Origin of the sequence: Pontibacter chinhatensis (assembly GCF_900113285.1) — a bacterium.
GTDB lineage: Bacteria > Bacteroidota > Bacteroidia > Cytophagales > Hymenobacteraceae > Pontibacter > Pontibacter chinhatensis.
In genome coordinates this window covers 369,265-384,515 of the sequence record NZ_FOOT01000001.1, presented here as the reverse complement: position 1 = coordinate 384,515, position 15,251 = coordinate 369,265, and the positions used below count along the sequence as shown (strand labels likewise).

Below are 15,251 nucleotides of genomic sequence, written 5' to 3'. Positions count from 1 at the left end.
ACGGTTGTAGTGCACCTGCTAAGGGCAATGGTACAGGTGAACCACAATGACTAAAGTTCTAAGCCTAACATTGTGAACTTTTAATCGTTTTTTTATCTTTATATGCAAGTGAGTGGCGAGTGCCACGGCCTTCCAGCCAAAACTGGCTCACGTAGCGCAGCGGCGGCTAGAGGTTTATGTCGGACTAAAGAGAAAGGAGGTGCTATGTCTAATCCATCGGTCGTCTTAGTAAGCCAAGGTAATAATGTTCACGTAAAAGGTGAACTGGCTTAGTAAGCAGTACGAGCTACTGCTTACGCAGATAGCGATTTACCTTTGGTCTTCTTAAGAGATGGTAAACTGAAAAACAGGGCACCGCTTACTGAGAAATTGAAGGATTCTGAAACACCTGGTGTAACTTGACGGGCTACATCAGGTGTTTCTTTTTTTATGGCTTTCAAGTCCAACAGCTGACATTGGCTGAAGTTTACACCAGCAAGAATTTATACCAGTCAGTAAAGAGTCTATCATTTGATGGAGTAGAAAAGTATGCACTCCATACTCAATCTTTTAACGCCTAAACTCTCTAACTCCTCAACTCTCAAACTTCTAAAGGTCATCTTTATAGATGCTGTTGTTGCGCAGGCGTCTTTCTTGTATAAAAGATCCAACATAAAAGGCAGCGGCAATAAAGCAACACAGGGCCATCAGCAACAGGAGGGTATAATGCAGGTTCCAGGAGAATAATTCAGGGTCTATCTGCCACAGCATAAGCAAGCCGGTCAGCAACGTAAGCGCCGTAACGGTATGTGATACAAAGCGGTTGTGCTTGCGCAGGTGGTACGTACAGGCCAGCAGCAAAACACCAAAGAAAGTCGCCATCAGGGCAGAAGGGGGCCTGGCCGGATCATGAAAGTATAAAATTAGCCCGGCTGTTATAAGAACCAGTGCATTAAGGAAATTAACTACATAAGGATGTACCATACTCACAGAGTTATACTTCAACAGAGGCACTGTGCCCCTGTTTGCATGGTTGTACGTGAAAACCCTTAAGAGTTATACTTGCCTACAGTACACGGCGCACCTGCAGAAAGCGTCCTTCATAGCCACTTCCCTCCACCTGGCTTATTTTAACGCCTCCATTGGATGAAGAGTGCACGAACTCAATGGTGTCGCCGGGCTGTGAGATAACGATGCCCACATGGCCTGGCTCCCGTACCTGCGGATTAGTGCCAGTAAAAATTACCAAGTCGCCGGGTTGTGCCTCGCTGCGGGATACCTGCGCACCTTCCTCTGCCTGCATGCGGGAAGAATGGGGAAGCTTTACGTCAAACTCATCATATACGTGCGTGATAAAGCCGGAGCAATCGAAGCCTTCAGGCGTCTCGCCTGCCCATACATATGGGGTGCCCATCAGGGTGAGGGCATAATCTATCAAGCGCGGTGCTGTTTCTGCTTCTTCTGTCTCAGCAACAGGTGGGGTTTCAACAGATGCAGTGGTTAGCACTATTGGTTGGCTATAGTCAACTCTTCCCTCAGAACCGGAATGGACAAAATGCTGGGGTACAAATACCAGAAGAAGAATGAGCAGTACTACCGGGGAGAGCAGGATCAAAACAGTTTTTTTCATAGCGGTTATTTGTTGATGCGTACCAGTAACTAAGAAAACACCATGCCAGTTTTACCTCAAGCCTTTCATGATGTTAAGCTTTAACACTGTTACTTACAGAAACATAAAGGCCGCAGCTAAAAGTTCTACCCTCAAAGTTTCTTCGTTAGGACGCAAAAAATGCACCTCTACAAAGTATGAACCCTATAAGTATAGCAGTCAATTATAATAATAGTTGTATTTAATTATAATTTACTAACTTTGACGTGCCGATTTATACTTATCAGAATGAGACTTTACAAAGCAAACTCTTTGGTGATAGACTGCGATGGGGCACTTAAAAAGCTTTACATGACATGCCTTAGTGCGTTAGTATCCAGTGAGTTTAGGGAGGGGCTGATGGCAGCGTTGGAATGTGCCGAGAAACACCACATAAAGTTGTGGCTTCTGGATCTGCGTGAGATTGGAGAATTGGATGAGAAGGAAGAGGAGTGGCTTCACCGGTACTTCTTTCCGAGTATTATGGCAAAGCTTGGTGCAGGTAATTATGTGGCCATGGTATTATCTGAGAAATGCTATAACCTGCTGCTTCATGAAGCAGGAAAGTATGGCTTAAGAAGCTATAACGAAGTCATTATCATGAAGAACTTCTTTGATTTGGAAGAGGCAGACAACTGGCTTAATACAAAGGCTCCTCATCTGGCCTAGTTTGCCTCTTCACAGCTGGATGTTTGCAAGGCTATTTTGAAAAAAAGGCTATTTATCGTAAAATGCCTGTTCATTCAAAATCATGCCTGACACCAATATGCTCAAACAACATCCTGTTAAACTTTCTCTCTTAATTGTTTTATTCCTTAGCTTAGGAAGCAGCTTTAAAGCCCTGGCGGCAGAGCTGCGCTATACCCTCTCCATGCCGGAACCGCATACGCACTACTTTCAGGTGGAGGCAGAACTGAGCGGCGCACGAAAAAACTACATTGACTTTTCCATGCCTGTCTGGGCACCCGGGTCGTACCTGGTTCGCGAGTTCCCTAAAAATGTGGAGGGCTTTGCAGCTACCGACGGCAACGGCAAAGCCTTGCGCAGCGAGAAAATAGATAAGAACACATGGCGCGTGTACAGTAACAAAGCTAGTATGGTGCGGGCCAGGTATAACGTGTATGCCTTCGAAATGAGTGTGCGCACCAGCTTCCTCGACGCCAGCCATGGCTACGTGAATGGCACCAGCATGTTTATGTATCCGGAGGGCTATGAGAAGCAGCAGGGAACGCTTGTGGTAAAGCCCTTCATTGGTTGGGATAAAGTCTCTACTGGGCTGAAGAGCGTTGGCAAGTTTACTTATACTTTCCCGAACTATGATATCCTGGCTGACTCTCCGATAGAAATCGGCACGCACGAGGTGTATGAGTTTACAGCCGCCGGGGTTCCGCATGAACTGGCCATGTACGGCGGAGGCAACTATGAGCCTGAAAAGCTGATTGCCGACATGACGAAGGTAATCGAGGAGGCTGTTAAGCTGATGGGAGAGCTGCCTGTGGAGAGGTACGTATTCATCGTGCACAACCTGGAGCGTGGCGGCGGCGGCCTGGAGCACCTTAACTCTACCACACTGCAAACCTCGCGCTGGAACTACGGCACCGAGAGCAGCTACCACGGCTTTCTGGCACTGGTGGCACACGAGTACTTCCACCTCTGGAATGTGAAGCGCCTCCGTCCCGATCCACTCGGCCCTTTCGATTATAACAACGAGAACTATACGCGCCAGCTGTGGGTGTCTGAGGGTATTACAAGCTACTACGATGACTTGCTGGTGCGCCGCGCAGGGTTCTACTCACCCGAAAGGTACCTGGGCATACATGCCGGAAGTATAAACTCAGTGGAGAACACGCCGGGTAACAAGATACAGTCGGTAGCCGAGTCGAGCTTCGACGCATGGATTAAGTACTACCGCCGCAACGAAAACTCGAATAACGCAGAAGTATCCTACTATACAAAAGGAGGGGTGCTGGGAAGCCTGCTGAACATGGAGATTATGGCCGCCACACAAGGGCAGAAGAGCCTGGACGATGTGATGCGCTACATGTATGACCGGTATTACAAGAAGCTGAACCGCGGATACAAAGAGGCTGAGTTTAAAGAGGCTGTGGAGCGCATTGCTGGCCGCAAGCTGGATGACTTCTTCAATAAGTATGTCTACGGAACAGAAACGCCGGACTACAACAAGTATTTTGAAGCCGCAGGTCTTCAGTTAGTTGATACCAACAAAGGGACTGTCGCCATTAACTGGGGCGCTACCACGGCCATGTCTGGCGGTAAACTGATAGTTCGCGGTGTTTCCAGGGGCAGCAGTGCCTGGGACGGAGGTTTGAACGTGAACGATGAAATCATCGCCCTGAATGGTTACCGTGCCGGAGACGACCTGGAGCTTCGGATCGGAAGTATGAACATAGGCGATATTGCCGAAGTGCTTATATCCCGCGATGGAAAGCTGCAGACACTGCAGGTCAAACTCATTCAGGATACAAGCGTGCGATATCAGTTTGTACGCGTAGATAGCCCGACGCCGCTGCAGGATAAGATTTTCAGGGAGTGGTTAAACCTGAGCAACAGTTAATTTAAAGTATACTTACAATTTCAGCAGAGGCCGGGGTTTATACTTCGGCCTTTACTTTTTGCTATACTTTCCTGGTAAGTATAGCATTTCGGAAAACCAAGCTAATGCCAGAAGTATGCAAAGAAAGTATAACTACAGAGCTTCTCATTATAAGGCAACAGCTCTTAAGTCTAAAAAATGCTGGTTTTTTGAATTGTACTTAGAACATCAAGATTGATATTAAGAGTGCTGTAAGTGTCTATTAGGCAGTAATTTCCTCTAACTATTTTGTGTTGACTGGGCTTGTTTGTTAATATAATGTTAAGTATATTTCGAAATGCTAATACGCAAAGTTTAAACTGTTTATGGTGATACACCAGACGACAAGCGCAATCATCACTTTCCGGCAAAAAGATAGTGTGCTGCTGATTCAGTGGCTCCGCAAGCCGGACACAGGTCAGCTGATGGATACTTACCTGCGCGCGTTAGCGTACGTATGCAGCAACCGGCAGACCTACTACTTCTGCACCGACCAAACCCTGATAGGTTCCCTCGACCGGGACCAGGAGGAGTGGCTTAGCCAGGAGTTTTACCCTAAAGTATACGACTGCATTCAAGGGGAAATTTTTGCCGCCGTTGTCTTCAATAATGAGCACTTTAAGGCGCTTGTCACCAATTACCAGGTGCCTGCCTTGCTGCCGCAGCAGCACTTCATCCAGTTCAATTATTTTACCAAGCTTCAGGAAGCGCTGCAGTGGCTTTCTGATATAAGAAAAGGCCAGGATGAGGCACTTCTTGCACCCCATACCGGCCTTCTCAGCGGTTCTACTGTGCTTGCATCACGGGAAAATTCCCAGTAGCTCATAACTTACCCCTACCTTCTCGATTGCCGTTATGAAAGCGGCCGTGCGTAAGCCCTGCGTTTTCTTCTGCATCATCACATCCCGGATTTCATGGTAGGCGTTTATCATCGTGTCTTCCAGACCTGAGCGTACCAGGCTGATTTCGTCTGCCCCTTGCGTTAAAAAGGCCCGTTCTTTTGATGTCAGGCTTTTTCCGGAGCTCGTCTCAATCGCGTTCACGAGCCGGCGGTAGCTGGCTTCTTCGGCGCGTTTGCCCATACGCCCAAAACGCACATTCGACAGGTTCTTCAGCCACTCAAAGTAGGACACCGTAACGCCCCCGGCATTCAGGTACAGGTCGGGGAGGAGGACAACGTTGTTCTTAAGCAAAATCTCCTCCGCTTCCCTTGTCACAGGGCCGTTTGCCCCTTCGGCTATGATTTTGGCTTTTATCCTGCCGGCATTTCCGCTGTGTATTACGTTCTCCAGAGCGGCTGGCAACAGAATGTCGCACTCCAGCTCCAGCATTTCCTCTGAATTCTCATAATTCCTGCAGTCTTTGAAGTTGAGGATGGATCCATTTTCGCTGCGGTGCTTAAAAGCTTCCTGCACGTCAATACCGTTGTCGTTGTAGATGCCGCCTTCGCGTTCTGCAATACCTATAATCACGGCGCCATCCTGTTGGCAGAAGTAGGCGGCATGGTAGCCCACATTCCCTAGCCCCTGCACAATGATGCGTTTGCCTTCCATCGTATTGCCACTCAAGCCAGTGTTCTGCAGCATTTCCGTATCTGCCAGCAGCTCGCGTATGCCGTAGTAAATTCCCAGCCCCGTTGCCTCGGCACGCCCCCTGATTCCTCCCTGACCAACCGGCTTGCCTGTCACGCAGCCCAGCGCATTTGTTTCGCCATACTTTAAAGCCTGGTAGGTATCGGCAATCCAGGCCATCTCACGGCTACCGGTGCCATAGTCGGGGGCAGGCACGTCCATGCCTGGGCCAATCAGGTTCTTCTTAATGAGTTCGGCAGCGTAGCGGCGGGTAACTTTCTCCAGTGTTTTGACGGAGCTGGTTCTGGGGTTTATCTTCACGCCACCCTTGGCGCCCCCGAACGGCACGTCAACCACAGCGCACTTAAACGTCATGAGCGCAGCCAGTGCCTTCACCTCGTCTTCATCTACCTGCATGCTAAAGCGGATGCCGCCTTTAGAGGGGAGCTTGTGGTGGCTGTGCTGCACACGTATACCTTCAATCACTTCAATATTGCCGTCGATTTCAACCGGGAAGGATACTTTGTACACGCTGTTGGTTGCCTTTATCTGGGCTAAAATACCGGAAGGAAGCTTTGTGAAGCTGGCAGCGTGGTCGAAATACTGATGGACACTGTCTAAAAATTGTTTGCCTACGTTGGATGTACTTGCCATACGTTAGATTTTTATAGGATGATGGTTAGATGGTTTATGAACGTCTATTCCGGGTATTTGTTCGTTTTACGCAGATCAGGGGAAAAAACCTTGAGACAGGAGAAGCTGAATATGAGGGGCTTGTAAAAAGAAGTTGTTTTGTTTAATTATATATAATATTAAATGAATATAAATTGGTTGCTTTTTAAATAAAAAAGAGACAACTTTACCCATGTTAAGTCATAGCTTGTTGTATCCCAGCTTCTACATACAAGCTCTTCCTAATGCATCAGCCAACACATACATGGATCGAAAAGTGGGTAACGGTAACCGAATTTTTATACCAGGAGAAGAAGTGCAGGAACTCGCCAGAACAGAGAAGCTTTTGGTGTGCTATCATAGCTCCGATGAAACGCTGCTGATTCAGTGGGAGGGGAGTATCAGTTCGGAAGAACTCAGGAGTGGGTATGAGCTAATTCTGGAGCAGGTGCGCAGATTCAGGCCTGTAAAGTGGTTACTTGATCTGCAAAAGCGCAGCACCATCCGCCGAGACGACCAGCGCTGGATTTTTGAGCAGGTATTTCCGGAGGCGCTGCAGCTGGTGGGGGATGATATTTTTGTGGGGGTTGTGCTTCCTGTTTTCCTGATGCACGACCTGGTAAGTGAGTTGACAGGGGATGAATTGATACAGCAGGGTAACTTAATGGTGATGCACCACTTTATGTACCCGCAGGAGGCACAGCGCTGGTTAAACGAGATGTACCTGCTCAAGACAGGCTCCTGAACACTCAGGAAAGTATAAAATGTATAAATTAAAAGCCCGGGCTGTAGTTCTACAGCCCGGGCTTTTAATTATAAGGTAAGCTATACTTTATTTTACCTGCAGAAGCTCCACATCGAAAATCAGCGTAGAGTGAGGGGCAATCGCATCGCCCGCGCCCTGCGCACCGTACGCCAGCTCTGAGGGGATAAACAGCCTCCACTTAGCGCCTTCCTTCATTTTCTGCAGCGCCTCTGTCCAACCAGCAATTACGCCGTTTACCGGGAACGTAGCGGGCTGTCCGCGGTCATAGGAAGAGTCGAAGGTAGTGCCGTCGATGAGGGTGCCGTGGTAGTGGGTGGTTACTGTGTCAGAGGCAGAAGGAGACTTGCCTGTACCTTCTTTAATAACCATGTATTGCAGTCCGCTTGGCAGTGTTTGTACGCCTTCTTTTCCTTTATTTTCAGCCAAAAAATCCTCACCCGCTTTTTTGTTGGCAGCTCCTGCTGCGTTCTGCTTCTGCGCCATCTCCTGCTGCAGGGCCATCATGGCCTCCTGCACTTCCTGCTGCGATAGCGAAGATGGGTTGCCAGCCTGTACATCTTTAAGGCCTTTCAGAAATGCGTCGGCCTCCACCTCAATGCCTTGCTTTTTCAGGTTGGTGGCCATGTCGCGGCCAATGATGTAGCTGATCTTTTCTTTTAAATCCATTCGTAATAGTTTATGCACCAAGGGTGCGGTTTAGTATGAAAGTATAAGTATGGCAAAGCTACCATTTTTCAGCCCTTTGCCAAAGCATGATGCTATAGGTAGCATGAACAAAGAGGCTACTCCTGAAGTATGAAGTAGCCTCTTTGTTTCTCCTCAGATATTTTATAAATACATATGGTAATCCTCGTCTTCGAGGTCTATTCTCAGGTCTGGATGATTAAGCCAACTTTTCAGAAAGAACGCTATAGAGGTACCTACCAGGAGCATGGACGAAATTGAGGCTAACTGCTTCATAACGGTGTCGGGTAAAGGGTTGAACTTATGCCCTTTCAAACGGGTTTCAACAATGAAAGTTACCCCTAAAATAAGCGTTTTGGTTGCTTATTTGTTATAGATTTAAGGAAGGTTTGCATAAAATCTGCCTTAAATTTGGAATATAACTTTTAAGATATTAACTCTCGTTAATATAGCGGAAAGAGGCGGGTGATATATCCTGCCTTCGTTCGCGTAAATATATGCTGTAGGTTAGCTGGCTTTTATCAAAAAGATTCGCATAACTTTGCAGTTGAAAATGTACCATGCAGCCACCTGTGCCACATATCACCCTTAATTTAAACCGCAATGCCGGCGCTGGAATGGTGTCGGCATCGCACCACATGGCGCTGTGTGATAAACTCAATGGCTACTGTCTCTATTTCTACACCGCTCCTAAAGATTTCAGCTGATTTTTCCAGAATTGCCTTCTGCACCCACAGAGCGTAATTCTGGATGAACAACTTCGCTGATTTACCTGATCAAAACTATAACTTTTTCCTATCCTAAAATTTTTATGGCAACTTCTATTAGCGTCAGGCGCACGTTTACGTATGCCTTTACAGGAGCTTATCTTGTAGCGCTTTTTCTATCTGTTTTCGACAGGCAGATGCTATGGCTATTGTTGTTAATAGTGCCGCTGCATCTGGTTTTCTTATATAATATTCGTCAGGCAAAGCACTCGCTGCTGCGCAATTACCCGCTGCTGGGCTACCTGCGTTACTTTTTCGAGAGCATTCGCCCCGAGTTCCGCCAATACTTTTTTGAGTCGGACACGGACGGCAAGCCATTTAGCCGCCGCCAGCGGTCTATTGTTTACCAACGTGCCAAGAACGTGCGTGAAACCGTACCTTTCGGGATGCACAGTAACAGCCTGGAGGTAGGGTATGAGTGGATAGCCCACACTATGTTCCCGGTTCATGTAAAAGCCAATGACCTGCGCGTAACGGTGGGTAGCAGCCGTTGCAAGCAACCCTATAGCGCCAGTATTTACAATATCTCGGCCATGAGTTACGGCTCACTTAGCAAGACGGCTATCACGGCGCTGAGCGCCGGAGCCAAACTGGGTAAGTTTGCGCATAATACAGGCGAAGGCGGCGTGAGCCCCTACCATATTGAAGGGGGCGGCGACCTTATTTGGCAGATAGGTACCGGTTATTTTGGATGTCGCGACAAAAACGGTAATTTTGACGAGAGCCTGTTCCAAGAGCAGGTGGCCCATCCACACATCAAGATGGTGGAGATAAAGCTCTCTCAGGGTGCCAAGCCTGGCCATGGCGGTATTCTGCCTGGGGCAAAGAACACCCCGGAAATTGCTGCTATTCGTAAGGTAGAACCGTATACTACAGTAGCATCCCCTCCGGGGCACTCAGCTTTTAGCGACCAGTTTACCATGTTGTTGTTCATCGAGAAGCTGCGTGTTCTGTCAGGGGGCAAGCCCATAGGCATTAAGCTTTGTATAGGCAACAAACAGGAGTTCGAGCGTCTTTGCCAGGAGATGATGCACAACCGCATCTATCCGGACTTTATTACGATTGACGGTGCAGAAGGAGGTACCGGTGCAGCCCCGCTGGAATTTACCGACAGTTTAGGTATGCCTTTGTACGATGCGCTGGCATTCGCTCAGACAATCCTGCGCAAGTATGGCCTTCGCGAGGAAATAAAGCTGGTTGCGGCAGGTAAGATTATTACGGGGGTAGATATTATTAAGGCGGTATCGTTGGGTGCGGATATCTGTTACAGTGCGCGCGGCATGATGTTCGCGCTGGGCTGCATTCAGGCCTTGCACTGCGACTCTGGGCGTTGTCCTGTGGGTATAGCCACACAAGACAAGAACTTATACCAGGGCCTTGATGTGGCAGACAAACGTGTGCGGGTGGCTAATTTCCATGGAAATACCATTAAATCAACTATAGAGGTGATGGAAGCGTGTGGTTTCGACAGCCTTGGTCGAATTTCTCCTGATAAGATTTTCAGGCGAGTGGAGCACGGCAGAAACATGAGCTTTAAGGAGTTATACTTCTCTAAGAACAGCACACATACTGACATCAGCAGAAACTATGTACTCAACTGATATGAACAACACAATTTATCTAACTGAACAAGACTATAAGCGTCTTGTAGACCTGATTCAGATTCAGAGACAAAGCAACGGAGTACCTGCCAACATCGGCAAACTCGGAGAGGAACTAAAACGCGCTGTACGTGTACCATCTGAGGAGATACCTGCAAACGTAGTCACGATGAATTCCCGCGTGCTGCTACAGGACCTGCAAGGTGGCAGAGAGCTGGAGATGACGCTTGTCTACCCGAAAGACGCCGACATCAACTCCCGTAAGATTTCTGTGTTCGCGCCTGTAGGCACGGCCATTATTGGCTGCAAAGAAGGGGATGTGGTAGAGTGGCCCGTACCATCGGGCACTATCAAGTATAAAGTGGTAAAAGTAACGTTCCAGCCAGAGGCCACGGGCGATTATACCCTATAACCAGACTTTTATGGGAAAGGCGCCCACTGCACCATCTGTGTGCAGTGGGCGCCTTTTTTTAAAGGTAATCCTCACTGTCTTCATCATAGGTATCAAACTCAAAATCCTCCTCGTCGAACTGACAGCTGATGAGCAGGTAAGCAGCCGCACCTATCAGTAGCGCTGTTCCGAGCAAAAACAGTAGGGGAGTTTCTTTTGACTGGTTCATAGTATGCTTTGTGGTTACAGATTTATACTTACGACAACGGGCTAAAAGAAGGTTAATGTATTGACTAACCCTATTTAAAAGAAAAGCCGGACACGTGGCCCGGCTCTCTATTTTATACTTCTAGTTTATACTTTAAAGCATAACTTACATGTTTCTACGGTACTGTCCGCCTACCTCAAACAGCGCATTCGTTATCTGGCCGAGCGAGCAGTATTTCACCGTCTCCATCATCTCCTCGAAAATGTTGCCGTTGTTGATGGCCACCTGCTGGATGCGCTTCAGCATCTCCGCCGACTTATCGGCATTGCGCTGGTGCAGCGACTGCAGCATGGCTATCTGATACTGTTTCTCTTCCTCCGTAGCACGGATAACCTCCTGCGGGATAACCGTAGGAGAGCCCTGTGAAGACAGGAAGGTATTCACACCGATTATCGGGTACTCGCCGGTATGCTTCAGCGTCTCGTAGTATAAACTCTCTTCCTGGATCTTGCCGCGCTGGTACATCGTTTCCATGGCACCCAGTACGCCGCCACGCTCCGTGATTCTATCGAACTCAGCCAGTACAGCCTCTTCCACCAGGTCCGTCAGCTCTTCAATGATAAAGGAGCCCTGCAGCGGGTTCTCGTTCTTGGCAAGTCCCAGCTCACGGTTGATGATTAGCTGGATCGCCATCGCACGGCGTACAGAAGCTTCGGTTGGTGTGGTGATGGCCTCGTCGTACGCGTTCGTGTGCAGCGAGTTACAATTATCGTAAATCGCGTAAAGCGCCTGCAGCGTGGTGCGGATGTCGTTAAAGTCAATCTCCTGGGCGTGCAGTGAACGGCCAGACGTCTGGATATGGTACTTGAGCATCTGCGAACGGGCGTCTGCGCCATACTTGTGCTTCATCGCCTTGGCCCAGATGCGGCGTGCCACGCGGCCGATCACCGCATACTCCGGATCGATGCCGTTGGAGAAGAAGAAGCTCAGGTTAGGTGCAAACTTGTTGATGTCCATGCCGCGGCTCACGTAGTACTCCACAAAGGTAAAACCGTTGGCCAGCGTGAAGGCCAGCTGCGAGATAGGGTTGGCGCCCGCCTCTGCAATGTGGTAACCTGAGATAGACACTGAGTAGAAGTTACGAACGTTCTTGTTGATGAAGTACTGCTGCACGTCACCCATCAAACGCAGCGAGAACTCGGTGGAGAAGATACAGGTGTTTTGTGCCTGGTCTTCTTTCAGGATATCGGCCTGAACGGTACCACGAACAGCTGCTAATGTTCGGGCCTTGATTGGCTCGTATACTTCAGCCGGCAGCACCTGGTCACCAGTCACGCCCAGCAGCATCAGACCCAGCCTGTCATTACCTTGTGGCAGCTCGCCCTGGTAGCGCGGACGCTCCACGCCTTTCTCCTGATAGATAGCGTCTATTTTCTGGTTTACTTCCGCCTCCAGGCCATGCTCTTTGATATATAACTCGCACTGCTGGTCGATAGCGGCGTTCATGAAGAAGCCGGTAAGTATGGCCGCCGGGCCGTTGATGGTCATCGAAACAGACGTCATCGGGTCGGCCAGGTTAAAGCCGGAGTATAGTTTCTTGGCATCATCCAGGCAGCAGATGCTCACACCCGAGTTACCAATCTTGCCGTAGATGTCTGGTCTGTAGTCCGGGTCTTCGCCGTAAAGGGTTACCGAGTCAAAGGCCGTAGATAAACGCTTTGCTGGCATGCCCAAGCTCACGTAGTGGAAACGACGGTTCGTACGCTCCGGTCCGCCTTCGCCGGCAAACATACGGGTGGGGTCTTCGCCCTCGCGCTTGAACGGGAATACGCCGGCCGTGTAAGGGAACTCGCCCGGTACGTTCTCCTGCAGGTTCCACTTGAGCAAATCTCCCCAGGCTTCATACTTTGGCGTAGCCACTTTCGGGATCTGCAGGTGCGAGAGCGATTCGGTATGGGTTTTTATCTTCAGCTCCTTGTCGCGTACCTTGAACACGTAGAACTCATTCTTATAGGCTTGTACTTTGTCCTTCCAGTTCTCCAGGATCTTTTTGTTCTGTCCGTCCAGGCTCAGCTCCACCTCGGCATACGCCTGCTCCAACTGCTTTACCAGGCGATCTTTGTCCGCAATTTCTATACTTTGGACAGCCTCAATAGACTTCTTGATGCCGTATAGTTTCTGCGCTATTTCTGCCTGGTCTTTGCTCCACTTGTCGTAGTTGCGGATGGTTTCGGAAATCTCGGACAGGTAGCGGGTGCGGGCAGGAGGGATGATGTATACTTTCTCCGACATCTCCTGCGAGGTATGCAGGTTGGAAGCGAACTCCACCCCCGTTTTTTCTGTGATTTTTGCCATCACCGCCCGGTAGAGGCGGTTCATACCTGGGTCGTTAAACTGCGAGGCGATGGTTCCGAAAACCGGGATGTCCTCGTCGTTTACCTCCCAGAGCTGGTGGTTGCGCTTGTACTGCTTCTTCACGTCGCGCAGGGCATCGAGTGCGCCCCGCTTGTCGAACTTATTCAAGGCAATCACATCGGCAAAGTCGAGCATATCGATCTTCTCGAGCTGCGTGGCGGCACCATACTCCGGCGTCATCACATACAGGCTCATGTCCGAGTGCTCGATGATTTCGGTGTCCGACTGGCCGATACCAGAAGTTTCAAGTATAATAAGGTCGAAGTTCGCCGCCTTTATAATGTCCACGGCATCCTGCACATACTTACTCAGAGCCAGGTTGCTTTGGCGCGTAGCCAGAGAGCGCATGTACACCCGCTCGTTGGAGATGGAGTTCATTCGGATTCTATCACCCAGCAGGGCGCCACCTGTTTTGCGCTTCGATGGGTCCACGGAAATGATGGCAATTTTCTTTTCCGGGAAGTCCAGCAGGAAACGGCGCACCAGCTCATCCACCAGCGACGATTTACCGGCACCACCCGTACCGGTGATACCCAGTACAGGAGTTTTAACTTCCTTGGCCTGCTCTTTTACTTCGTTAAGTATGGATTTGGCTTCTTCCGGAAAGTTTTCGGCAGCTGAGATGAGCTTGGCAATTGCCTTGGGGTCTTTGTCTTTCAGGTGCTTTACCTCGCCGTTCAGGTTGTTGCCCGTCGGGAAGTCGCATTTCTGCAGCATGTCGTTGATCATGCCCTGCAAGCCCATCGCGCGTCCGTCGTCCGGAGAATATATTCTGGCAATGCCATACTCGTGCAGTTCTTCTATCTCAGTCGGAAGTATAACACCGCCACCGCCGCCGAAAACGCGGATATGGCCGCAGCCGCGCTCGTTGAGCAGGTCGTACATGTACTTGAAATACTCCAGGTGGCCGCCCTGATAAGAGGTGATCGCAATGGCCTGGGCATCCTCCTGTATGGCACAATCCACGATTTCCTGCACCGAGCGGTTGTGGCCCAGGTGAATTACCTCGGCTCCGGAAGCCTGTATGATGCGGCGCATGATGTTTATTGACGCGTCGTGGCCATCGAAAAGCGAGGCAGCCGTAACGATACGGATATGGTTGACGGGCTTGTATGGTTCTACTTTGGTAATGGACATACTTGTTTTAATAGGTTTTTTCCAGATTTGATGCGAATATAGGAAAATTCATGCTATGGTTTACGGTACTTACCTCGTATCAACAGCCACCTTAAAGTATAAACCAGCGGCTCATATCCTATAGGTTTAGTCTGTAACATGGCCTTTGTCGATTTTTTCCGCGTTCTCTTCCATGCTATCCATCACTTTCTCAGGCGCCACGTTCTTCTCCAACTCATTGATTTCAGGATTTTCCGATTCCTCTATCTCCATTTTCTGCGCTATCGCCCGCACCATTTTAATCAAATGGGTTACCTCGTGCTCTGTCAGCAGGCTAATCTGCAGGTCCAGCTCGGCGCGTTTATCCGCCTGTGCCGACATGCGGTTCTGACTGATCAAGACAAATGTGGAAAGGAAAATAGCCTCCACGGAGGCCTCCATGGCCAGCACCACCAACGACGGGTCGAAGGGCTTCAGGCCCAGCAGCCCGGTGTTCCAGAGTATCCAGACCCCGAAAAACACGATGTGGATGTACACAAAGGGCATACTACCCACAAACGCTGTGATGCTGTCGGCAATACGGTTTTCGGCAGAACGTTTTTGTTCTTCTTGCTTTTTACGCTCCAGAAGTGCCTTTATATTCCGCTCTACCACCTGGGTCATCCCGCCGGAGTGGTCCGGGGCTGTATCATTCTTTTTGTAGCTCTCCATAAATCTCTCCTCTCATACTGCCTTTTATACGCTGGAACGCTTAGAACCTGGCCCATTTTCAGGCAGAAGTGCCTGAATGTGGGTTTAAACGATAATTCTTGATACTGAAAGCAGCAACAAACAATGTTT

At 49.3% G+C, this 15,251-nt stretch carries 13 protein-coding genes; 6 read left to right on the top strand and 7 right to left on the bottom strand.

Features of this window, described 5'->3' with window-relative positions:
* Positions 1 to 588: 588 nt before the first annotated feature.
* Positions 589 to 963, bottom strand: a complete 375-nt coding sequence (locus BM040_RS01660; protein ID WP_175490943.1) for a hypothetical protein — start codon at positions 961 to 963, stop codon at positions 589 to 591.
* 82 nt (positions 964 to 1,045) lie between these two features.
* Positions 1,046 to 1,609, bottom strand: coding sequence for a C40 family peptidase (locus BM040_RS01655; RefSeq protein WP_092098370.1), 564 nt, complete (start codon positions 1,607 to 1,609; stop codon positions 1,046 to 1,048).
* A gap of 267 nt (positions 1,610 to 1,876) precedes the next feature.
* Here BM040_RS01655 and BM040_RS01650 point away from each other — a divergent pair, with 267 nt between their 5' ends.
* From BM040_RS01650 to BM040_RS01640, 3 genes are all read left to right on the top strand, one after another.
* A complete protein-coding gene (locus BM040_RS01650; protein WP_092098368.1) occupies positions 1,877 to 2,296 on the top strand; it encodes a hypothetical protein in 420 nt (139 codons plus the stop codon).
* Between the two features lie 82 nt (positions 2,297 to 2,378).
* Complete coding sequence (locus BM040_RS01645; protein ID WP_317040149.1) at positions 2,379 to 4,202, top strand: M61 family metallopeptidase; 1,824 nt, start codon at positions 2,379 to 2,381, stop codon at positions 4,200 to 4,202.
* 344 nt (positions 4,203 to 4,546) lie between these two features.
* On the top strand, positions 4,547 to 5,041 hold the full coding sequence (locus tag BM040_RS01640; protein ID WP_092098366.1) for a hypothetical protein: 495 nt from the start codon (positions 4,547 to 4,549) through the stop codon (positions 5,039 to 5,041).
* On the opposite strand, the gene BM040_RS01635 is transcribed toward BM040_RS01640, so the two are convergent.
* Positions 5,021 to 6,445, bottom strand: coding sequence for a Glu/Leu/Phe/Val family dehydrogenase (locus BM040_RS01635; RefSeq protein ID WP_092098364.1), 1,425 nt, complete (start codon positions 6,443 to 6,445; stop codon positions 5,021 to 5,023). The genes BM040_RS01640 and BM040_RS01635 overlap by 21 nt on opposite strands.
* Before the next feature lie 283 nt (positions 6,446 to 6,728).
* Between BM040_RS01635 and BM040_RS01630 the strand changes: the two genes are divergently transcribed.
* Positions 6,729 to 7,208: a hypothetical protein gene (locus BM040_RS01630; protein ID WP_139217739.1), complete on the top strand. Its 480-nt coding sequence runs from the start codon at positions 6,729 to 6,731 to the stop codon at positions 7,206 to 7,208.
* An 87-nt stretch (positions 7,209 to 7,295) separates the two neighbouring features.
* On the opposite strand, the gene BM040_RS01625 is transcribed toward BM040_RS01630, so the two are convergent.
* On the bottom strand, positions 7,296 to 7,895 hold the full coding sequence (locus BM040_RS01625) for a BamJ family beta-barrel-assembly machinery protein (protein WP_092098360.1): 600 nt from the start codon (positions 7,893 to 7,895) through the stop codon (positions 7,296 to 7,298).
* 829 nt (positions 7,896 to 8,724) lie between these two features.
* Between BM040_RS01625 and BM040_RS01620 the strand changes: the two genes are divergently transcribed.
* Together BM040_RS01620 and rnk are read left to right on the top strand one after the other, a co-directional pair.
* Positions 8,725 to 10,281 (top strand): FMN-binding glutamate synthase family protein, encoded by a 1,557-nt coding sequence (locus BM040_RS01620; RefSeq protein WP_092098358.1) that lies wholly within the window; start codon positions 8,725 to 8,727, stop codon positions 10,279 to 10,281.
* A 1-nt stretch (position 10,282) separates the two neighbouring features.
* Entirely contained in the window at positions 10,283 to 10,693 is a 411-nt protein-coding gene (rnk, locus tag BM040_RS01615; protein WP_092098356.1) for a nucleoside diphosphate kinase regulator, read from the top strand.
* 58 nt (positions 10,694 to 10,751) lie between these two features.
* On the opposite strand, the gene BM040_RS21630 is transcribed toward rnk, so the two are convergent.
* The 3 genes from BM040_RS21630 to BM040_RS01605 all read right to left on the bottom strand — a co-directional run bounded on the left by BM040_RS21630 (position 10,752) and on the right by BM040_RS01605 (position 15,122).
* Complete coding sequence (locus BM040_RS21630) at positions 10,752 to 10,901, bottom strand: hypothetical protein (protein ID WP_170114054.1); 150 nt, start codon at positions 10,899 to 10,901, stop codon at positions 10,752 to 10,754.
* 144 nt (positions 10,902 to 11,045) lie between these two features.
* Complete coding sequence (locus BM040_RS01610) at positions 11,046 to 14,432, bottom strand: methylmalonyl-CoA mutase family protein (RefSeq protein ID WP_092098354.1); 3,387 nt, start codon at positions 14,430 to 14,432, stop codon at positions 11,046 to 11,048.
* 126 nt (positions 14,433 to 14,558) lie between these two features.
* Positions 14,559 to 15,122: a DUF1003 domain-containing protein gene (locus BM040_RS01605; RefSeq protein ID WP_092098352.1), complete on the bottom strand. Its 564-nt coding sequence runs from the start codon at positions 15,120 to 15,122 to the stop codon at positions 14,559 to 14,561.
* Positions 15,123 to 15,251: the final 129 nt, after the last annotated feature.

Coding starts and splice junctions, on each gene's coding strand:
- BM040_RS01660 (WP_175490943.1), bottom strand. CDS start 963: ATGGTACATCCTTATGTAGTTAATTTCCTTAATGCACTGGTTCTTATA.
- BM040_RS01655 (WP_092098370.1), bottom strand. CDS start 1,609: ATGAAAAAAACTGTTTTGATCCTGCTCTCCCCGGTAGTACTGCTCATT.
- BM040_RS01650 (WP_092098368.1), top strand. CDS start 1,877: ATGAGACTTTACAAAGCAAACTCTTTGGTGATAGACTGCGATGGGGCA.
- BM040_RS01645 (WP_317040149.1), top strand. CDS start 2,379: ATGCCTGACACCAATATGCTCAAACAACATCCTGTTAAACTTTCTCTC.
- BM040_RS01640 (WP_092098366.1), top strand. CDS start 4,547: ATGGTGATACACCAGACGACAAGCGCAATCATCACTTTCCGGCAAAAA.
- BM040_RS01635 (WP_092098364.1), bottom strand. CDS start 6,445: ATGGCAAGTACATCCAACGTAGGCAAACAATTTTTAGACAGTGTCCAT.
- BM040_RS01630 (WP_139217739.1), top strand. CDS start 6,729: ATGGATCGAAAAGTGGGTAACGGTAACCGAATTTTTATACCAGGAGAA.
- BM040_RS01625 (WP_092098360.1), bottom strand. CDS start 7,895: ATGGATTTAAAAGAAAAGATCAGCTACATCATTGGCCGCGACATGGCC.
- BM040_RS01620 (WP_092098358.1), top strand. CDS start 8,725: ATGGCAACTTCTATTAGCGTCAGGCGCACGTTTACGTATGCCTTTACA.
- rnk (WP_092098356.1), top strand. CDS start 10,283: ATGAACAACACAATTTATCTAACTGAACAAGACTATAAGCGTCTTGTA.
- BM040_RS21630 (WP_170114054.1), bottom strand. CDS start 10,901: ATGAACCAGTCAAAAGAAACTCCCCTACTGTTTTTGCTCGGAACAGCG.
- BM040_RS01610 (WP_092098354.1), bottom strand. CDS start 14,432: ATGTCCATTACCAAAGTAGAACCATACAAGCCCGTCAACCATATCCGT.
- BM040_RS01605 (WP_092098352.1), bottom strand. CDS start 15,122: ATGGAGAGCTACAAAAAGAATGATACAGCCCCGGACCACTCCGGCGGG.